Origin of the sequence: Streptomyces sp. NPDC053069, assembly GCF_044546895.1 — a bacterium.
Classification (GTDB): Bacteria; Actinomycetota; Actinomycetes; order Streptomycetales; family Streptomycetaceae; genus Streptomyces.
The window spans coordinates 89,285-109,491 of the sequence record NZ_JBITZN010000022.1; the positions used below are offsets into that span (position 1 = coordinate 89,285).

The following is a 20,207-nucleotide window of genomic DNA, read 5'->3' on the forward strand; positions in this document are numbered from 1 at the left end:
TCCGTCCGTTATTGAAACGCCCGTGTCATATACTTGCACAGCGCTATCGCACGAGAGGACGGTGCACTGTGGGACGGCCTTCCGATTCCGGCCGGCGTGACCGCGTTCTGGCGCAGGCCACCGACTACGTCCTCGCGGAGGGGCTGGCCGGATTGAGTCTTCGTCCGCTGGCCGTGGCGCTGGGTACCAGCCCGCGGATGCTGCTTTACGACTTCGGGAGCAAGCAGGAGTTGGTGGCCGCAGTTCTCGCCGAGGCGCGCCGGCGCGGTGCTGAGCGCCTGGTGCACGGCCTGCCGCCGAGCGGCGCCGACGTCTCGGAGCGGCTGCGCGGGATCTGGACGTGGCTGAGTGCGCCCGAACGCGCCCCGTTCGTTCGACTGTTCTTCGCAGTCCACGCCGACCTGCTGGCCCACCCCGAGCGCTACCCGGACCAGGCGGCGGCCGTCACCGACTGGTTCGGCCCACTGCGCACCGTCTTCGCCGACATCGCCACCGGGACCGACGACACCGCCACCCCCACCCTGGTCATGGCCGTCATGCGAGGCCTGCTGTTCGACCTCACCACCACGGGCGAACGCGAGCGCACCGATCTCGCCCTGGAGCAGTTCGCCGCCCTCCTGCAGGCGCCCACACCCTGACGTCTCGGCGCGCCCCTCCGAAGGGCCGCTCCCGCGCTGAAGTGCCCCTCGGGTCTCCGGTGCGGCGTTCTCCGCACTGTCATTCCCGCCCTGCGCTGGCCGCGCAGTCATGGGCGCCGTCCGGGGCGAGAACTCGACGGCAGAGAAGGCCCGGCATCCGAACGACGAAGGAGCAAACGAACTTGGACGCGACATTCAGGGATATCCAGGCAAGCCGCCTGCTGCGTTGGTGGCGGGTGGACCAGGGTCGGCGCGCGGTTGCCGTAAATGCTGGACGCAGGAGTACAGTTACGGTCCTTGCAATCGCCCCTGCCGCTTGATCTCTTTTTCTGGTGACGACGACCTCCCCGCACCTGGAACCACCCCCCTGGCCGCACTGCGCCGTCGGAGCAAGCCCGGACGATCCCGTGGGCTGTCGTGGCCACCTCGTAGATTCGTACGACACCTGTCTGGCCCACCTGCCGGAGGTTTTGCGAGCGACGTACCTGGCCGGCCTGGCCCCCGAAACCGAGGTCATTCTCTCCGGCACCACCTTCACCGGTGATCTGCTGCAACGGCTGCTCCGTGCCCTCCGGGACCCGAACAGCGAGCAACTGCTGGTCCGCCAGGCTCGTTTCGAAGCCGCCACGTTCACTGATACAGCTGACTTCGGCGGAGTGGCCTTCGGGGACGTCTGGTTCGACGGGGCGGTGTTCTCAGGCGATGCTGTTTTCCGCGGGGCGTCGTTCGCCGGGAGCGCCGGGTTCTGCGGGGCGTCGTTCCTCGGGAGCGCCGGGTTCAGCAGAGCGGTGTTCTCCCGCGCTGCGGACTTCAGCGGGGCGGTGTTCTCCCTTGACGCCCGCTTCGACAACGCGTCCTTCGCCGACGCTGCGTTCGTCGGGGCGGCCTTCTCCGGTGACGCCTGGTTCGGTGCGGCGACGTTCTCCCATGACGCCCATTTCGACCATGCCACGTTCACCGAAGCCAACTTCCGCGGTGCGGAGTTTGCAGGAGGCGCGGGGTTCAGCAGGGTGGCGTTCTCCGGCGGGGCTGTCTTCGACAGGGCGGTGTTCTCTGGCGGGGCGAGCTTGCGCGGGGCCGTGTTCGCCGGTGATGCCGGGTTCGGCGGAGCTCATTTCGTCGGCGACGCCCGTTTCGGCGAGGCGACGTTCTCCCGCAGCGCCGACTTCCGCAGCGTGACGTTCTCCGGCGACGCCTGGTTCACCAGGGTGACCTTCTCCGGCAGCGCACGGTTCAGCTCGGTGACACTCGCCGGAAGCGCCCGCTTCGACGTTACGACCTTCTCCGGTGAGGCCGCCTTCCAGAGGACGGCGTTCTCCGGCGGCGCCAGCTTCGTCAGGGCAGAGTTCTCGAAGAGCGCCGACTTCAGTGAGGCGGTGTTCTCCGGTGACGCGGCATTCCGCAGGGCGGCCTTCTCTGACGGTGCCGCCTTCGGCGCGGCGACCTTCTCCACCGGCGCTTTCTTCAGCGATGCGACGTTCGAGAACGTATCCCAACTGGGCCCGCTTGCCTGCCAGGGGAAGCTGGATCTCTCAGGCGCACGCTTCGGCGGCCCCGTGACCATCAAGGCGGCAACGGCCTTCTTCTCATGTATGAGGACTCGCTGGGACTCCACGGCAACGCTGCGTCTGCGCTACGCGACAGTAGATCTCACGGACGCCGTCATTGAGTACCCGCTGAGCGTGGCCACCTGCCCCTCCGCCTTCACGCACGACCGGCGGCCGGTCGACGAGTCCGGTCTGGCCGGCCTGGACCCGAGTGCCCGGATCACCTCGTTGAGCGGTGTGGACGCGGCGCATTTGGCTCTGACCGACGTCGACTTGTCGGCCTGCCGGCTCACCGGCACCTTCCACCTCGACCAGCTCCGCCTCGAAGGCCGCTGCGCCTTCGCGGCCACCCCCACCGGCCTGCACCGGCACGGCGCCCTTCCGGCCCGCTGGACCCAGCGTCGAGCCCTCGCTGAGGAACACCACTGGCGCGCCGCCACCGGCTCGACCGGCTGGACACCCGCGCCTTCCGGCACGTCCCTCCAACAGCCGGCCTCCCTCGCTCCCGTATACCGCCAGCTGCGGAAGTCTTTCGAGGATGCCAAGAACGAACCGGACGCAGCAGACTTCTACTACGGCGAGATGGAGATGCGCCGCCACGACCGCGACCGGCCTTCCTCCGAGCGCGCGCTGCTCACACTGTACTGGGCCGTGTCCGGCTACGGTTTACGCGCTTCCAGGGCCCTTGCCTGGCTCGTGGGTGCCATGGCCGCTACCACCCTGATCATGATGCTGTGGGGCATCCCCAAGGACCACCCACAGTCCGTGACAACCGGGCACCTGACCGGGCAGAACGTCTCACTGACCACGGACGACCCAGCCCCCGTGAACCCTTCCGGCCCACTGCGCTCCCGACTGACCTCCCAGCGCTGGGAAAGGTCCCTGCGGATCGTCGTGAACTCGGTGTTCTTCCGCTCCTCCGGCCAGAACCTCACCGCCGCCGGCACCTACACCGAGATGGCATCCCGCCTGACCGAGCCCGCGCTGCTGGGCCTCGCCGTGCTTGCCGTTCGCGGGCGAGTCAGGCGGTAGCCGAGAGCCGGTGGAGGCTCAAGACGACGTCGGGGAAGGCGAGGCGGCCGGCGACTGCGGCCTCCGGGTGAACCGGCCGTCTGCGCATTACTTCCCGCACTCCTGCCTGAAGCCTGGCCGCATCTGCTGCAGCCGGACCGAGGCACTCAACCGTGCCGGCCTCGCTTTGGACAGCCGCCAGGGCGCTTGCGCAGCCGCTGTTCCTTCCGCCACTGCCTGGACAGACACACCGACGAGCAGAACATGGCTCAGGCCGAGCGTCCGGCCTCAACCGTTCGCCACGCGCCGGCAGTTCCATTCCCCCGGTCCGTCCGGCATCCTCGGACACCAGGCCAGCCTGGGACGCAAGGCTACGGGCCGGGGTGCCGCCACCGCCCGCGTTGCCCTGGGCGACGTCGACGACGATCTCCATCACGACGTCAGGCAGGGATGGACCGAGGGCGCCGGCGACGGCGCCGATCACTGCCTCGGTCGTGAAACAGCGAAGACCACTATTCCGGGGAGGCCTCGGAAAGGGACTGGCTGAGCACCTGGGCGTGGAGGGCGCCTCGTGCGTGAAGCGGTACACCGAGCGGCAGATGACGCAGTACGAGGACGCCTGGGAGTACCGGGACGCCGGCTCTGGCCGCGCTCGGCAGGGACGCCGAGCAGCCGCCGGCTGACGAGAGGCGGGAACGAACCAGCGGCCCGCGCGTGGTCCCGGCCGTGTTCTATTCACGGATGCCTGCGGCTTCGATCGCGCGTCGGCGGGTTGCCCGCCAGGTCGCTCCCGACGCGGTGACCACGGTGACGAGGGCGCAGAGCGCGATGGTTCCCAGGAGCTGTGCCCACGGGATCACCGTCGGCGCGCCGGCGACGAGTTTGCTCAGCGAGACCTGCTGGGTCGCCGCGGCAAGGCCGGTCGCCACGGCGGCGAGCACGGTGCCGACGACCACCGCCACGGCAGCCTCGGCGGCGGCGACCTTCACGATCTGGCTGCGCACCGTGCCGGCCAGCCCGAGCAGGGCGAACTCCCGCCGCCGCCCGGCCGTCGCCATGATCAGCGTGTTGGCGACCGCGATCAGCGCGTAGGCGAGTGCGATCCCCAGGATGACCACCGCGGCGTTGTTCGTCTGCTCGGCGGCGTGCGCGCGCTGGGCCTCCAGGTAGGCGCCGTAGGTCATCACGTGCGCGCCGGAGCCGGACAGCGCCACGTTCACCGCGGCCGTCTGCTGCTCGTCGAGCGGCCGGCCCGCGCCCGCCTTCGAGTCGAGATAGACCTGACTCGGCATCAACGCGCCGGTCAGTGACGCGGACACATAGGTGTCGTCGCCCTGCAGACCGCGCGCGACCACCGCCGCGATGACGGTTCGGACCTTCTCGCCGGTGGGCAGTAGCGCGACCACGTGGTCCCCGGCCGACAGGCCGTCGGACCGGGCCGCGTGCTCATCGATGACGAGGAAGTTGTCCGGCGGCGAGGCGAGCGACCCGGAGAGCACGGGCGGCTTGATGGTGGTGCCCAGTGCCGCCGCGGGCACCGCGTTGGTGGTGAGCGAGTCGATCTGCTCGCCCTGGGCGCCGATCCGGACGTTCATCGAGGCGACCGGGGTGACCCGGACCCCGGGCACGGCCGTCAGCCGCTGCAGCGTGCGGGCGTCGATCCCGGAACCGCCGGGCACGACGACGTCCGCCGCCTTTATCTCCTGCTGTTGGCGGGCGAGGACCGCGGCGTCACCGGACTTCTGCATCGTCAGCAGAGCGCCGACCAGCCCGACGGCCACCACGATCGGCGCCACCGTGGCGGCCGTACGCCTCCGGGAGGTGAGGATGTTCTCGCGCACCAGCAGCGGGCCGGCCTTGGCCGAGCCGCGCAGCGGGCCGGTCAGCAGCCGGGTGACCGGTCGCAGCAGGATCGGCGCCAGCAAGGTGACCGCGCCGACGTAGAGGACCGGCACCGCCTCGTACTTGCGGGCACTGGCCGCCAGATACGGCTCGGTCCGGGAGATCACGATCCCCGCGACGACTGCGCCGATCAGCATCCCGGTCCCGAGCAGCCAGCGGACCGGCGTCATTCCGCGACGCTCCACCACGCTCTCGCGCAGCACCTCGATCGGCCGGATCAGCGAGACCCGGACGAGGGCGGCGGCCGAGCCGACCAGCGCCGCGACCACGCCCATGACGAAGGAGATCAGCAGCGGCAGCGGGTTGACGGGGATGGTGAACCAAGACGGGGCAACGTCGTGGTCGAGCATCCAGGAGCGCAGAGGCACGGTGCACAGCGGGGCGAGGACGCAGCCGGCGGCCGCCGCCAGGCCGATCAGCATCGCCTCGCCGAGCACCATGCGCCGCACCTGCCGCGGCGCGGCACCCACCAGCCGCATCAGCGCCAGCTCACGGCGGCGCTGCTCGGTGGCGAAGGCGAAGGTCGCGATGACGACGAACACCGCTACGCACACCGCCAGCCCGGCCGTACTGCCCGCCGTCGCCTGGGCGTTGGCCAGCGCCTGGGCGCCGCCGGTGGAATCGGGGTCGACCCGGGTCAGGTCGTGGCCGCTGAGGACCACGGCCCGGCCGCCCACGAGGGCGGACACCTGCTTCACGTCCTGGTCGGTGACCAGTGCGTTGACGCCGGGCGACAGGCGCTGCGCCTCGGCACCACTGAAGAAGACCGCGTTCTCGAACCAGAGCGCGTCGGTGACGCCCACCACCCGGTAGCGGCCGGCACCGTCGGAGGTGACGGCCTCGGCTTCACGCCCGATGAGCGACTTGCCGCCGCCGGCGACGACGATCTCGTCCGGGGCCTGCGGCGCACGCCCGGCCACCAGGTGGTAGCCCGCGAAGCCGGCCGAGCTCCAGGGGTGGCCGGTCGTCTCCCCGAGGCCGGGGCTCAGCCGTACCGGGAAGCTGCGGTCGGCCGTGGCTCGTCCGGCCTCGGTCACCTTGGTCACCACGTCGGCGGGCAGCACTGCGGGGGCCTTCATCGGGCGCCCCTGGAAGCCCCGTGGCGCGATGACGGTCGAGGCCTCCTTGAACCGCTGCGGCCCCGGATGCGGAGTGCCGAAGGTGGCCGCCAGGGTCAGCGTCATCATGCCGATCATCGTCGTGCCGAGGGCGAGGGCGAGGAAGGCGCCCACGAAGCCCATCAGACGGTGCCGGAGAGTGACTGCGGCGATGCTCAGCACGGCTTCGTCTCGCTCTCGCCGGGCTCCAGCGCGGCCATCCGCAGGGCCACGGACTCGGCTGTCGGCTCGAACAGCTCACCGGTCACCTGACCGTCGGCGAGGAAGACCACCCGCTGGGAGTACGAGGCGGCCACCGGGTCGTGCGTGACCATGATGACCGTCTGCCCATGCTGCTCGACGACTCCGCGCAGCAGCGCCAGGACCTCACGCGCGGTACGCGAGTCCAGCGCACCGGTAGGCTCGTCCGCGAAGATCACCTTGGGCCTGGTCACCAGCGCCCGCGCGATAGCGACACGCTGCTGCTGGCCACCGGACAGTTCGGTCGGCCGGTGCTCGGCCCGCTCGGCGAGGCCGACCTCGGCCAGCACCTTGTCGATCGCCGTCGGATCGATGGAGCGCCCGGCCAACCGGAGTGGCAGTTCTACGTTCTGTCGGGCCGTCAGTGCCGGGATCAGGTTGAAGGACTGGAAGATGAAGCCCATGTGCTCACGGCGCAACTCGGTGAGCGCCCGCTCGGAGAGCCGGTGCAACGGAGCGCCGTCCAGCAGGATCTCGCCCGCGTCGACCCGGTCCAGGCCCGCCGCGCACTGCAGCAGCGTCGACTTGCCCGAGCCCGAGGGACCCATGATGGCGGTGAAGGTGCCCGCCGCGAAGCCGATGTCCACACCGTCGAGCGCCCGCACCCGGTTGTCGCCGCGACCGTACGTCTTGTGCACGGCGGTCAGGCCGGCAATGTGGCCCAGCCTCTCCGCACCGACGAAGGCCGGACTCGGAGCCTGTGCCAGTAGAGCCTTGTTCCGGAACACTCGCTCGCCTTTCCATCGGGTCACCGGTCGGGGGCATCGGCACCCGCCACACCGACGTTAGGGCCGTTCGAGGCATCCACGCCTCCGGACTGTCCCTGATCTCGCCCCTGAGGAACCCCTGACCCGAGTAGGCGGCGGCCCTGCGGCGCAGACACCCGCAGCTCGCCACCGGTGGCCGGGTGCTGTTCGTTCTCATGAACATCGAACGCGGCCCGGTTCGGGTGCCCTTCGAAGGGATGAACAACTGCTGTCGAATCGCGTGAAGAGAACCAGTCTCGGTGGTGAGGGGCGCCGAGGCAGCAGGTGGCCAGCGTCGATCATCTCGCCCGAGATCGCCCACGCCGTCGCGGGCGTCGGCTCCTTGTCCGTCTACCCGAGTTCACCGAGACGGAGGGCATCCCTTATCTCGCTGAGCGTCGCGGTCGTGGCCGGGGTCCGCTCCTGCGCTTGTTCAGCGAGTCGGAGGGCGTCGTCAATCTCGCTGAGCTTCACGGAGGACAGGACGGCCGCCCGCTCTATCAGGTCGTCCCGGGACACAGTGGTCAGCCACGTGCACGGGGTGAAGCCTGGACGCGGGAACGCGAGCCGCAGCACGCCTTCGAACGGCAGTCCTTCACCGGCGCCGACCGTCACTTCGATGCCCAGACCGCTGATGTCGACGCCCGCCGGAGCGACGACCTGCATCACCCGGATCCCGGACGTGTCGTCTCCCGACAGCAGTACGACCAACCTCCGCTCGTCGAACTGGACCCACCAGACTTCGCCACGTTGCACAAGTCCTCCAGACACATGACGGCAGACAGACGCTGCGCGACCCTGACGCGCTGTGGCGACGGGTGCGGCCACCGTTGATCATCGGTGTGTGAAGACTGAAGATCATGCGGTAGCCGCAGGTCACAGCGTAGACCCTGCCCGCTGGCAGGAGGCGTTCGAGGGCCTGATGGCCCAGATCGCGGGCCGGTTCGCACGGGTCGAAGCCCGACGTCGGATCGGGCGGTTGGTGCTCGGGCTGCTGTCGGACCTGCCGCGCAAAAACTGCTGGACCATCGCAGAGTGGGCCGGAGAGAGCACCCCGGACGGCATGCAGCACCTGCTCGGGCGGGCCAAGTGGGACGCCGACCAGGTCCGCGACGACGTGCGGGCCTACGTGGTGGAGCATCTGCGGGACGACCAGGCGGTTCTGGTGGTCGGCGAGACCGGCGACGTGAAGAAGGGCACCGACACCGTCGGTGTCCAGCGCCAGTACACCGGCACCGCGGGCAGGATCGAGAACGCGCAGGTCGCCGTCTATCTCGTCTACGCCGGCCGCCGCGGACACGCCGCGGTAGACCGGGACTGTACGTTCCGCGTTCCTGGACCTCGGACCCCGACCGCCGCCGGGCCGCCGGACTCGGTGACAAGACCAACTCCTGCAAGGGTCCTGAATTGGGCGGAGCGGAGGTCGGACCGGGGTGGGGTGGTCACGTCCCGCGACATTGGTACGTGGGCCTGGATCCGTGAAATACGGCGTTGCCGAAGGCGAAGACTCCGCCGTCGCAGGCGTTGAGCCAGTAGCCGTGTCCATCGGGAGTGGCAGACATGGCGGTGATGTGGCCGTTGAGGCGCTTGTCTGCGAGCGAGCCATGGAATCCGGCGGAGCCATAGGCGAACACTCCGCCGTCCTCCGCGGTGAGCCAGTAGCCCCTGCCGTCCGGTGCCGCGTCCATGTCTACGACGGGGGCGTTCAGGTGCTTGCCGCCCATCGAGCCGTAGAACGGTGCGTCACCGAAGGCGAAGACGCCTCCGTCGCGGGCCACGAGCCAGTATCCGTTACCACTCGGGGTGGGGGCGATGGCCTCGACGGGGGCGTTGAGTGGTTTGCCGCCCATCGAGCCGTGGAACCTGGCTGTTCCAAACGCGAACACGCCGCCGTCGCTCCCGACGAGCCAGTAGCCTTTGCCGTCCTTGGCCGGTGCCATGCCGACGATGTTGTCGATGTGTATTCCTAGGCCTGGGAGCGATCCGACAAACGGAGCGTCACCGAAGGCGAACACGCCACCGTCCCGCCCCACCAGCCAGTACCCACCGTTGGTCGGCGTGCGTGCCATTCCGAGAATGTTGGACACCCGTACGCCGAGTCCCGGCAGAGATCCGTGAAACGGCGCGTCTCCGTAGGAGAAGACGCCTCCATAGGTGTCCGCCTGCCAGTAGCCGCTTCCGGTGGACGTGGATACGACGTCACTGGCCGTTGGTAGCGTGGCAACGGTGAACGTCGCCGTTTTGGTTACGGTGGCACCGGAGGGATCCCGGACGGTCACGGACCACTGATACGCGGTCCCCGGATCCAAGCGGTGTGGGGGAACCGTCCATTGGCCGTTGACCCATCCCGACGAGACATCGACGGAGGGCCCGGTTACACGGTACGCGTATTGTAGGGCGTCTCCGTCATCGTCCCGCGCAATCGCAGCAAGAGTGGGGACGTTGGCCCCGGTGACGGAGCCTGACGTCGGCGAAACCGCTGCGATCACGGGGGCGCGGTTGCCCAGGGCCAGGGTCCTGGTCATGGAGGCGGTGGCACCTCGGTTGTCGGTGACCCTGAGAGTGACCGTCTTCGAGGCGCCGGTCCCGAGCGCGACGGTCGGAGTGGGCCCCGTGGCGATCTGCTGAGTGCCCGTCAGCCACTGCCAGGACGTGATCCTGCCGTCGGAATCCGTGGAGGAGCGGCCGTCGAAGGCGACGATGTTGCCCGCTCCCGCGCGGCGCGCGTAGCTGTAGGCGGCGGTGGGGGGTCGGTTGACCCCGCCAGCGGGCGGCGATTGGGTCGTGACGGGCGTCGCGTTCTGGGGACCTGGAGCGATGTCTCCCGGCGCCTCGTAGACGTAGAGGTCCGCCGGCTTGTTCTCAGGTCGAACGAACAGAGTGCGGCACGCCGACGGCTGGTGCACCGCGACCGTCGGGAAGGTGTCGCCGCTGACCGTCACCTGACCGGTGTCCTTGTTCACCGAGACCTGTACGTCGATCCCCGGCGCGAACCACGACGTTCCGAAGGCCGACTCCTTGATGTGGGTGCGGAACCGGTATACGTCTCCGGAAATCCAGTCGGCGTAGAACCAGTTGTTGGCGCCTCCCCATTGCCGGTACGTGGGCCGCGCATCCCAACTCTTGTGTGCTGTGTAGGTCCCAGAGGAAATGGGCAGTGGGGTCCTGAGTTTACTCACGGACTTATTGACGATGAAATACCCTGTCCCGGCCGCGAAATCGAGCACCGCAAACGCGCGTGTCTTTTCGGGTGGGAAGTTCAGGCTCACGTCCCGGCCGTCACCCTGGAGAAACAGTCCCGGGAATTCCTCGTGTCCGTAGATAGCGGTGAGTGTCGGCCTAGCGGAAGGCGTCACGGAGGCGGGGAGCAGCATGTCGCCGCTGCGGAAGTCGAACCCGGGATTGACCCAGATCTCCCGCGCCCGAATGAACGCTTCGATCGTGACCGTTCCCAAAGGCGGGTATTTGGCGATCGGGAACTCCATCGCCTTGGAACCCGGCATCCGCGCGCGTGCCGCGGCGAGCGCCTGTTGTGGCGGGAGCGCGCAGGTAGCGGCGCTCACTGCGGGACTCTGGATGACGCCGACGAGCGAGAGCAATAAGAGGGCGAGTACCGCAGCCGTCCATCTGCTCCCGCGGCCCGGCTTGTAGAGGGATCTCTCTGTGCATGATTTTTTAACGCCCACGTCCCCCGCCCACAGAAGAGCTCTCCATGATCGACCGTTATTATCGGGTGATTGCTTTCAGGGGGCAAGGGTTGGCGCAATAATGACACGATTGCTTGCATTGATCGCGCTTTTTGATCAGAATCAATCACTTTCGAGCTGGTTAGTACTCCAGCTGTAGATGTGATCTCGCTGGTGGGGGCGGTCCGGGAACGGGTGCGGCCACCGTTGATCGTCGTGAGTTGTGTGGACTGACGAAGAGACGGTGGCCGCAGGTCACAGCAGAGATTCCGGCCGTTGGCGGGAGGCGTTCGAGGTGGCCATGGGCCGGATCGCGGGTCGGTTTGCCCGGGTCGAACCCCGGTTGCGGGCCGGGGAGAAGTCCCCGCACGGCATGCAGCACCTGCTGTGCCGAGCGTCCTGGGACGCCGACGCCGTGCGCGATCCCGCGGGAACGCGGCGGGGGACCGGGAGTTGTACGTCCCGCGCTCCTGGACTACCAACCCCGAGCGATGCCAGGCGGCCAGGCTGGGAGAGGGCACCGTCTTCGCGACCAAGCCGGAGCTGGCCCGCGTGATGATCGAACGGTTCCTGGACGCCGGACACTGCATCGACTGGGTGACCGGCGACGAGGTGTACGGCAGCAACCCGAAGCTGAGGGCGGCTCTGGAGGAACGCGGCATGGGCTATGTGCTCGCCGTGGCCTGCTCGGCTGAAGTAGCCACCAAAGCAGGGAAGTTCCGCGCCGACGCGCTGGTGGCGAAGCTGCCCAAGCGGGCCTGGAAGAAGCTGTCGCCCGGACGCGGCGCGAAGGGCCACCGCTTCTACGACTGGGCCGCCATCGACCTCGCCGACCCGGCACCGGGCCACGGCCGGCTGCTGATCCGCCGCAACCGCACCACCGGTGAACTCGCCTACTACCACTGCCATTCCACCTTGCCGGTCCCGCTGAGCACCCTGGTCAAGACGGCCGGCTCCAGGTGGCGGGTGGAGGAAACCTTCCAGGCCGGGAAGGGCCTGGCCGGGCTCGATGAGCACCAGGTCCGCCGCTACCCCTCCTGGAGCCGCTGGGTCACCCTCGCCATGCTCGCCCACGTCTTCCTGGCCGTCGTCCGCGCCGACGTACACGCCCTCCACCCCGGGTCAGGTGAGCCGATCCCACTCACCTGCAACGAGATCCAGCGCATGTTCATCACACTCGTCGTCCAGCCCGTCCACGACGCGGATCGCCGGCTCAGCTGGTCCCATTGGCGACGTCGTCACCAGGCCCGATCGCGGCCGGCCATTACCGGTGGCAAGCAGCCCAGGCATGACCGAGCGGTTCAGTCGGCGAGTTCCGTCAGGTACGGCGCTCGGTAATTCGGTTCGGATCACCGCGCACGGGGTCCAGTCACCCGGCGGTGGCCAGGCGGCGCCGAAGCTCCTGCTGCGAGACGTCTTCCACGTGGGTCAGAAATACCCCTATGTGACCTGAAGGGTCCTTGAGGATGACGGTGCGGTCACCGTGGAACATGTCCTTCGGCGGCTGGAGGATCTCAGCACCGGCGGCTTCTGCGCGCTCCGCCAGGCTGTCGACGTCTGGCACGAAGACATGCAGCGTGACGGACGTACCTCCGCCGAGCGAGGTCGGCGCGGCGAAGGAGGCGGCCTCCGCCTCGTCCACGCTGGCGTCGCCCAGCATCAGGGCCGACCGTCCGATGGTGATCTCGGCGTGCAGAATCCCGCCGCCCGGAGCGTCGATCCTGAAGTCCTCACGGGCGCCGAACGCCCGCTGGTAGAAATCGATCGCCGCGGCGGCGTCGTCGACCATGATGTGCGGGATCACGGCATAGCGGTAGCGGTCGGGGATCTCAATGTGGTCCGTGCGCTCGGTCACGGCGAACCTCCTTGAAAAGGCACCGCTGGTCGGTTCCTGCGGCTCTGGAAGGAACCAAAAAGCTCAAGTTTCGTTGAGGTCAAGGTCGATGTGGCCCTGCAAGTCCACTGCGGGCCGCCGCCACCCCTCACCCCGGCCCTGGCCACGCCCACCCTCGCCGCAACCGCGGACACCCCACCCCGCCTCGTGCCCCAGGCATCCTGTACCGCAACTACTCACTCGCAGGCTCACCTCGGCGATACCCGAACTCAGCGTTGCCCCTAAACGTCGCAAACCCGAAGTCGGCGTCGCCCTCGAAGGTCACCGACCCGAAGTCGGCGTCGCCCTCGAAGGTCGCGCCCCTCAGGCAGGTGTTGGCCTTGAAGGTCGCCCGCCGGAACCAGGCGATGGCCTTGAAGGTCGCGCGCCTGAAGCTGGCATCGCCCTCGAAGGTCGCCGATCCGAACAAGGTGTGGCGCTCGAAGGCCGCCAACTCGAACACAGCGTCGCTCTCGAAGGTCACCCGCTTGAACACGGCGCTGTCTTCGAAGGTCGCCCACCCGAACTTTGCGATGGCCTTGAAGGTCGCCCACCGGAATTCGGCGTAGCGCTTGAAGGTCGCCGACGCGAACTTGGCGTCGCCCTTGAAAATCGCCGACCCGAAGTCGACGTCGCCCTCAAAGGTCGCCAACCCGAAACTAGCGTCGCCCTCGAAGTTCGCCGACTGGAACCAGGCGTCGCCCTTGAAAATCGCCGACCCGAACTTGGCGTCGCCCTCGAAGGTCACCGACTCGAACTTGGCGTCGTCCTCGAAGGTCGCCGACTCGAACTTGGCGTCACCGGCACGAGGGTGCCCGGTGGTGGGGTCACGGAGTGCGTTCAGGAGTCGGTTCAGCAAGTCCTGAGTGAAGGTGGTGCCGCGGTGGTCAATATTGGCGCCTGGGGCTAGGGCGTACAGGTAGGCGTACCGGTCGGTGCTGGCCAGGTGCGCCAGACAAGCGGTGTGTCCTTGGACGCGGATGCCGCGGCAGCCGATGATGTCGGCGGCAGGAGCCGCGCCCCTGCCGCAGTACGGCCAGGGCGGAGGTGTGGAGGAGGGAGGTGAGGGTGTGCTCATGGCGCTGCGGCTCCATGGTGTGCCTGTCACTCGTACTGGGCTTCGCAATATGCCGGGGAGCTTGCCCAGGATGGTCAGGTCAAGATCCTCAGCGTTCTCTGTATCGTCCGCGGTAAAGGCCAGGATGCCCGAAAGTCAGTGCGCAACCCCGATGGACTGGCCGTCCCAACGCACGCGGTGCCATCTTTTCTGGTGGGGGTGCCCCATGCATGGTCCCAGACGTGCGAAAGTGCGGTCCGCCACGGGATGGTGGTGGGGGGGGGGACCGCGCCGGGGCCGGTCGTCAGCTGTTGCTAAGCGGTAATCAGGACGCCCGCTCGAAGGCGAGCGCAGTCGGCCGCGTACCGCAGCAGTGACTCCCGCTCGGCCTGGTCCACCGCCAAACTTCAACGGTGCTTGGTGCACACCCCTCGCCGATGTACTAGCAGTGGCGCGGTCTGGCCACTCGATACGACAAGACCGCGACCATCTACCTGGCCGGACTCCACATCGCCGCCATCTTCATCTGGTCGGCGAGGTGATCCGAACGGAACGGCCTAGCAGGTCTGACGACGGGTGGGTCGCTCTTGACCGCGACGGGCTGCAGCAGGGCGGCCATGACGGCCGCGTTGGCCCGTACGCCGGAGGGGGCCTGGAGTTTGTGCGCTGGTCAGGTGCATAGGCCACCAGAGGTGGCAGCCGGATCCGGGGGTTGTCCCGCGGGGTGCCGAGCCCTGACCTCGGAGTCCCTGACCCTGAGGTCAAGCCGTGGCCTCGACCAGCCGCTTCATGCCGGGCTGGTCGGTCACGCAGCCCACCAGGCCGAGCGCCCGGGCCAGCGCCAGGTCGCGCTCGTCGTTGACGGTCCAGGCCATCACCTCGATGCCTGCGGCGCCGCACTTGTCCACGATGGCCTGGTTCAGCTGGCGCAGCTCGACGCTGACCAGGGTGGAACCGACCTTCTGGGCGCGGCCGACGAAGGTGTCGCGGTGCGCGCTGGGGCCTGCCACCAGCACGGTGCGGGCCTGCGGCAGCAGGTTGTGGATCTCGATCAGAGCCACGTCGTGGAACGACAGCACCGAGACCCGGTCCAGCAGGTCACGGTCGGCGAGCACCTTCGCCAGCGACCGGGCGGCGGCCACGTCCTTGATCTCCGCCTGGATCGGCAGCGTCGGCCCGACGGCGTCCAGCACCTCCTCGAACGTGGGAATCCGCTCGCCGAGGCCGGCGTCGAGCTTCTTGAGTTGTCGCAACTCCTGGTCGGCGATCGGACCGGAGCCGTCCGTCGTGCGGTCCAGGGTCTCGTCGTGCATGATGACCAGCTCGCCGTCCTTGCTCAGGTGCAGGTCCAGTTCGATGCCGTCCAGCCCCTCGCGTTCGGCCCGCAGGAAGGAACGCAGGGTGTTCTCCGGCTCGGCGGCCATGACACCGCGGTGGCCGATGGTGAAGAAAGACACTCGATTGCCGTCCTAGGGTGTGCTGGTCCGGGGCAGCAGCACGAGCGCCGTACCCCGCTGGCCGGCGGGTGACCGTCCGTCGGAGCACCCAAGCGTAATGGGCCCGTCCGGACCGCGCGGTCGTCGCTTGCCTCATCCAGCCGAACACGGCGGCATGGGCATCGCCTCGGCCGGTACGTCGTACGACGCCGGCACGAGCGCGACACCCCGGGCACCGGCCGGACGGGCAACCGGGTGATCGCAGGCCGAGGGCTTACCAGTAGGCGCGGTCGTCCCAGGACCGGAAGCCCGCGAACTCGACGGGGTCGTCGTCCTCGTCCAGGGCGGCGAACCCATGCGTGACCAGCGTGCCGCGCTGCCAGTCGAGGAGGGTGTCGATCAGGCCGCCCTCCAGCGGCGCCCCCTGGTCCGCGTGGCGGGGCCAGACGATCAGCGGCCAGGTGTCGGGATCCCCGCCCTCGGTGAGCCAGCCGAGGTAGTCGCCGTCGATGGAGTTGGCGAAGGGGAGGAAGCCACCGGGCTCGGGCCAGACGGCCAGCGGGTACCACTCCGCGTGGCCGTCCTTGAGCTGCCGGTAGGCGTCCCCGGTGTCCTCGACGTGCGTCAGGAAACGCCGCTCGCCGGTCCGGAGCGGGGTGTGGAAGCGCAGCCACCCGCTCCAGATGCCGGCGCCGTACTCGTCCATCAGCCGCACGTACTCCCCGGGCAGTCGTGTGCCCAGCTCGGCGAACAGCCCTTCCCAGGAGCCGCCGCCGAGGTACGGCCGCTCGGGTGGCGGCGACAGCAGCCGCAGCGCGTCCAGACCGGTGCCGGTCTCCAGCGCTATCCGGCGCTCGGCCTCGGTGAGCCGGGGCGGGACCGGCGCGGGCGGGGTCCACGCCTCGGCGTCGGGCAGGAAGGCCGTCCGCGCGACGGTGCCCGGCAGCGGGCCCAGCAGCGGGCCGGGAGGACAAGGGAGCTCCCAGGTGTCGCGGACGGTGTGCCGCAGATAGCCGGTGAGCGTCAGGTCGTACGGGTGCCGTCGGAGCAGGCCACTGCCCGGCACCACCCCCGAGTGCCGCACCACCACGGTCCACTCGTCGGGGTCGTCGGAGGCCGAGGTGTCCCAGAACAGTACGTCGCTGCCCCGTGTGCAGCCCCAGGCCAACAGGCCGCCGGGCTCGGGGTGGAGCACGGGTCGCTCGGCCTCGGGCAGCTTCCGCGCCTCGATCCGCGCCTCCCGGTGCGTCGCGCGCAGCCACTCGCCGTAGTCGAAGTGGTCCCGCTGGACGCACGGCACGTGGATCCACACGTACTCGCCGAAGTCCAGCGGCCCGTACCGGTCGGCGAGCCGCTTGTAGTCGGCCGGCAGCCGCAGTCCGAGCCAGTCCTCGACGGCCGCCCAGTCGATGGGGACGGGGGAGGGCGGGCGCTCCGCGGAGGGGGTGGCGAACGTCCTTATGTCGGATGTCAATTGACGTCCTTCCAGCATGCGCCATGTACTCGGCACATTCTTCCGTCTCCGCGGTCCGGGCGGAAATCGGGCGGTGGTGGGTGTGCCGCACGAGTCGGACTGGTGCGTATGGAGGATGAGATCACCCGCAGGGTGGCCGAGCTGGACGCGAAGTCGACGGAGGTGGCCGAGGAAGCGCAGCACACGCTGATCGCCCTGGGCCCGCAGGCGCTGGAGCTCTGATCGCGGCGGCCCCGACGGTGAACCCGTTCGGGCAGCTGTGCGCCATCGAGGTGTTCACCGCGCTGGCCGCCCCGCGCCCCGCCGACACCCTGATCGGCATGCTGAGCAGTGGGAGCGCGACCGTCCGGCAGTGGGCCGCCGAGGCCCTGGCCGAACTGGACGTCCGGCGTGCCGTGCCACGCCTGCGGCAGGCGTACCACGCGTTCCTGGGACGCGAGGAGGCGCCCGACGACAGCGAGGGTGAGGGGCTGCGCTGGGCGCTCACCGAACTGGGTGGCCGCGAGACCGTCCTGCCGCCGCGGTCTGCCGCGCTGCGCAGCTCAAGCGGCGCACTGAACGGTCTCTGGCCGGTGGAACACCTGCCAGAGGTGATCCGGGACCTTGCCGACCACGGGCAGGCGGCGCTCTGTTTCCAGCTCTGGGAGCTCACCCACAACGGCGGACGCCGCGGCGTCGGCGGGCCGGGCATCGACTGGCACGTCGACCGCGACCGCCCCTGGCCCAAGACCGTCACCTCCTGCCGCGACTGGGCGCTGCTGGCGGCGGAGGCCGTGGACGTGACGCCGGACCGGGTGGCGACGATCTCCCGGATCGACGTGACGGATCTCCGCGTCGACAGTCCCCAAAAGGCCCGTGTGGTCGAGCATTCCACTTGGCGTATGGAGCGCGCTCGGGCTGGAGGAGTCTTTGGGTATGGTTCGCGCAGCACGTAGCCTGCGAGGAAATCGAGAGCTTTCCCGGAGCGGTCTCATGGAGATCACATGGCGTCGGATCGAGGAGCAGGACTTCCCGCTGCTGCGCATGTGGCTCCAGCAACCCCATGTGAAGCGTTGGTGGAATCACGAGACCACGGCGGAAGCGGTGGCCCGCGACTTCGGTCCCGCTGCCCGAGGCGAGGAGCCTTCGGAGGACCTCCTCGCCTTCCTCGAAGGTCGACCGGTCGGTCTCGTACAGCGTTCACACCTGCGCGACTATCCCGAGTACCTGGCCGAGCTGGCGGCCATCGTCCCTGTACCTGACGGTACGGTGACCATCGACTACCTGATCGGTGATCCCCGGCGGACCGGTCAGGGCATCGGGACGGCGATGATCCACTCCGTCATCGTGCGAACCTGGACCGAACACCCGGCCGCCCCGTGCGTTCTCGTCCCGGTGGTGGCGGCCAATCGCCCTTCGTGGCGGGCACTCGAGCGAGCAGGCCTGAGCCGGGTCGGGGTCGGAAACCTGGAGCCGGACAACCCGGTCGATGACCGGACCCACTACCTCTACCGTGTCGACCGGCCGGGGCCAGATTAAGCGCACATCCGCCAAGTGGAACACGCAGTCACAACAGCTGTGAAGGGACGCTCCGGCTGGCATGTCTCGCCAAGTACGGTGCCCCGTTCGGCCAGTAGAGGGGCGGCGTTCCTCGTCACCACGGGCGTTGCGGTGATCCGCCCCGTGAACGGTTGGATGCGAGGCAGGAGAGGTGGTCAGCCAACGCCCAACCAGGTCACGACAGCCAGAACGAGTGGGACAGGGCACGCCACCGCAGTCAGCAGCAGCCGACGTCCGGCCGGCGTCATGCGACGCACCCCGGGCACACAGGCGAGCGCGGCGAGCAGTGTGGCACCGCCGGCCACGCCCGCCGCGTACTCCGCGAGAAAGCCACCGACAGCCGCCCCTTCCGCCGCACCCCACAGTGCGACCATGCCTGCCAGGAAAGTCAGCCATGCCATCGACAGGACCGTGGCAGCGCCGAGCAGAACCGTCAGCAACGTGACCCCTGGACGGGCTGAAGCCGACGGGGTCGGCTTCCACGGGCCGTAGAGCCTCGCATAGGTCTGAGGATTCATGAGCCGATGATCGTCGGCAGCCCGCGTGCACTTCATGAGGCGCTCTACTCAACCAAGCACGTGGACGTACTCACTCTCGGCTGCTCCAGGCGGCCAACACCCCCATGCCCGAGGAGTTCCGTCGACGAGGGCTGCGACGGCGCGGACGGGAATGGCAGCACGAACTGGGCTGCGTCTCCTTCCGCCGACGAGGACACCCTGGACCGATGGATCGTGGAGTGCACCAACCAGGTGCCCGCGCCTGGGCCGGGCTGGGACCTGGGCGTCGTCGGTCGAGCCGGGTCCATTCAGCAGTTCGAGCGGCTTTTGGGAGCACGACCGTGTCACTGGGCTGACCGCGGCGGGTCAGTGGGGCCCGGAGGAGGCTGCACGAGGCGCTCGCAAAGCCGCTGGAGATCGCGGAGCAGACCGACCCCCGCCGCTACAGCGCGAGCTCGTGGCCAAGGCCCCACACGCCGCGCCGATCATCGGGATCGGCATCAGCAACAAGACCGTCTCTTGGGTGTGGCCCAAGGGTGTCAGCCACGCGGAATCATGACCGGCCGTCGGATCACGTACGCGGGCTGCGGCTCAGGTCCCCCTCCGGCTGCGCTTCACCACTGCCGTGCCGTCGTCACCGGTATCGACGCCGGCGCCGGGGTGCCGGCGCCGGCCAGGTGGCGGCTCTGCTTCCTTCCTGGCGGTGTTGCCGGCGTTGGACGTGAGGCGCAAAGCACGCGACCCTCGCTGGGCATCCTGCGGAACGAGTGGTTCAGGCGATGTGAGGCCGGCTCACGTTCCGGCCACCGCCTCGGGCGCTTCCTGCACATCGCTGCTGCGGGAAGCGCCCATAGCGACCTGAGTGTTCTACCCACCGGTTCGGTGACGCTGGTCTCGGATCAGTGCGCTCACCTACGTGTGTCCGAGTGCGCCGACACCCATGAAGGCACCGACGCGGATGGGCCGCGCAGCCCTACTGGAGTCGTCGCCTACCCGATGAGCACGATCCCGCTGCCCTGGCGGTAACGCCATCCGGAGCCCAGGGTGTTGCAGTGGATGGTGGACCATCCGTCGTTGCTGGCATCGTTCCCCCTGAGCACCTTGCTCCGGCCGTCGGTGTGGTCGCAGTACGCCTTCACGTGATACAGCCGCTGGGTGGCGCAGTGCGCCCCAAAGTAATTCACGTCTGAACCGGGCTTGCAGTAGGACGGCATGCTGCTGATCGAGCCGCTTTCCGCTTGGGCGGCTGTGGCGACAGGGCCGACGGCAAGTGCAGCGCCGACGACAGCGATCGACAGGGCGTAGCGAATACGCATGGATCTCCTTCGCTTCCTGGTGGTGGTGGTTTCAGTCCGGGGGGCGGCTGCGCATGGGCCTCCGCGAGTAGTTCCGGTGTGCCGGATGTCGAGCCTGCTCTCCGTGAACCGGACCCGTGCCCCTCCG

14 protein-coding genes and 2 pseudogenes are annotated in these 20,207 nt (G+C 68.9%); 6 read left to right on the forward strand and 10 right to left on the reverse strand.

The window, feature by feature from the left end:
• Window positions 1-68 precede the first annotated feature (68 nt).
• Window positions 69-638 carry a TetR/AcrR family transcriptional regulator gene (locus ACIGXP_RS36865; RefSeq protein WP_399775925.1) on the forward strand — a complete coding sequence of 190 codons (570 nt, stop codon included), beginning with the start codon at window positions 69-71 and terminating at the stop codon, window positions 636-638.
• A gap of 332 nt (window positions 639-970) precedes the next feature.
• Complete coding sequence (locus ACIGXP_RS36870) at window positions 971-3,217, forward strand: pentapeptide repeat-containing protein (protein ID WP_399775927.1); 2,247 nt, start codon at window positions 971-973, stop codon at window positions 3,215-3,217.
• 710 nt (window positions 3,218-3,927) lie between these two features.
• Here the strand turns inward: ACIGXP_RS36870 and ACIGXP_RS36875 are convergent.
• The 3 genes from ACIGXP_RS36875 to ACIGXP_RS36885 all read right to left on the reverse strand — a co-directional run bounded on the left by ACIGXP_RS36875 (window position 3,928) and on the right by ACIGXP_RS36885 (window position 7,958).
• A complete protein-coding gene (locus ACIGXP_RS36875; RefSeq protein WP_399775929.1) occupies window positions 3,928-6,378 on the reverse strand; it encodes an FtsX-like permease family protein in 2,451 nt (816 codons plus the stop codon).
• On the reverse strand, window positions 6,372-7,121 hold the full coding sequence (locus ACIGXP_RS36880; protein WP_399776029.1) for an ABC transporter ATP-binding protein: 750 nt from the start codon (window positions 7,119-7,121) through the stop codon (window positions 6,372-6,374). Before ACIGXP_RS36880 ends, ACIGXP_RS36875 begins: the two co-directional genes overlap by 7 nt.
• 432 nt (window positions 7,122-7,553) lie before the next feature.
• The gene (locus ACIGXP_RS36885; protein ID WP_399775930.1) at window positions 7,554-7,958 is read right to left on the reverse strand and encodes a type II toxin-antitoxin system PemK/MazF family toxin; all 405 of its coding nucleotides are present in this window, start codon (window positions 7,956-7,958) and stop codon (window positions 7,554-7,556) included.
• Between the two features lie 166 nt (window positions 7,959-8,124).
• On the opposite strand from ACIGXP_RS36885, the pseudogene ACIGXP_RS36890 reads away from it, so the two are divergent.
• Window positions 8,125-8,627: pseudogene (locus ACIGXP_RS36890) on the forward strand (IS701 family transposase); the annotation flags it as partial.
• Between the two features lie 17 nt (window positions 8,628-8,644).
• Here the strand turns inward: ACIGXP_RS36890 and ACIGXP_RS36895 are convergent.
• Window positions 8,645-10,765, reverse strand: coding sequence for a PKD domain-containing protein (locus tag ACIGXP_RS36895; protein ID WP_399775931.1), 2,121 nt, complete (start codon window positions 10,763-10,765; stop codon window positions 8,645-8,647).
• Window positions 10,766-11,189: 424 nt separating this feature from the next.
• On the opposite strand from ACIGXP_RS36895, the pseudogene ACIGXP_RS36900 reads away from it, so the two are divergent.
• Window positions 11,190-12,180, forward strand: a pseudogene (locus ACIGXP_RS36900) (IS701 family transposase).
• A gap of 77 nt (window positions 12,181-12,257) precedes the next feature.
• Here ACIGXP_RS36900 and ACIGXP_RS36905 read toward each other — a convergent pair.
• The 4 genes from ACIGXP_RS36905 to ACIGXP_RS36920 all read right to left on the reverse strand — a co-directional run bounded on the left by ACIGXP_RS36905 (window position 12,258) and on the right by ACIGXP_RS36920 (window position 16,728).
• Entirely contained in the window at window positions 12,258-12,743 is a 486-nt protein-coding gene (locus ACIGXP_RS36905) for a VOC family protein (RefSeq protein WP_399775933.1), read from the reverse strand.
• 211 nt (window positions 12,744-12,954) lie between these two features.
• Complete coding sequence (locus tag ACIGXP_RS36910) at window positions 12,955-13,839, reverse strand: pentapeptide repeat-containing protein (protein ID WP_399775935.1); 885 nt, start codon at window positions 13,837-13,839, stop codon at window positions 12,955-12,957.
• 740 nt (window positions 13,840-14,579) lie between these two features.
• Window positions 14,580-15,275 carry a glycerophosphodiester phosphodiesterase gene (locus ACIGXP_RS36915; protein WP_399775937.1) on the reverse strand — a complete coding sequence of 232 codons (696 nt, stop codon included), beginning with the start codon at window positions 15,273-15,275 and terminating at the stop codon, window positions 14,580-14,582.
• A gap of 253 nt (window positions 15,276-15,528) precedes the next feature.
• Window positions 15,529-16,728 (reverse strand): SMI1/KNR4 family protein, encoded by a 1,200-nt coding sequence (locus ACIGXP_RS36920; protein ID WP_399775939.1) that lies wholly within the window; start codon window positions 16,726-16,728, stop codon window positions 15,529-15,531.
• A 239-nt stretch (window positions 16,729-16,967) separates the two neighbouring features.
• On the opposite strand from ACIGXP_RS36920, the gene ACIGXP_RS36925 reads away from it, so the two are divergent.
• A complete protein-coding gene (locus ACIGXP_RS36925; RefSeq protein WP_399775941.1) occupies window positions 16,968-17,663 on the forward strand; it encodes a HEAT repeat domain-containing protein in 696 nt (231 codons plus the stop codon).
• 37 nt (window positions 17,664-17,700) lie between these two features.
• Window positions 17,701-18,246: a GNAT family N-acetyltransferase gene (locus tag ACIGXP_RS36930; RefSeq protein WP_399775943.1), complete on the forward strand. Its 546-nt coding sequence runs from the start codon at window positions 17,701-17,703 to the stop codon at window positions 18,244-18,246.
• Between the two features lie 176 nt (window positions 18,247-18,422).
• Here ACIGXP_RS36930 and ACIGXP_RS36935 read toward each other — a convergent pair whose 3' ends face one another.
• Both ACIGXP_RS36935 and ACIGXP_RS36940 read right to left on the reverse strand, forming a co-directional pair.
• On the reverse strand, window positions 18,423-18,785 hold the full coding sequence (locus ACIGXP_RS36935; RefSeq protein ID WP_399775945.1) for a hypothetical protein: 363 nt from the start codon (window positions 18,783-18,785) through the stop codon (window positions 18,423-18,425).
• Between the two features lie 968 nt (window positions 18,786-19,753).
• Window positions 19,754-20,080 (reverse strand): hypothetical protein, encoded by a 327-nt coding sequence (locus ACIGXP_RS36940; protein ID WP_363220338.1) that lies wholly within the window; start codon window positions 20,078-20,080, stop codon window positions 19,754-19,756.
• Between the last annotated feature and the right edge of the window lie 127 nt (window positions 20,081-20,207).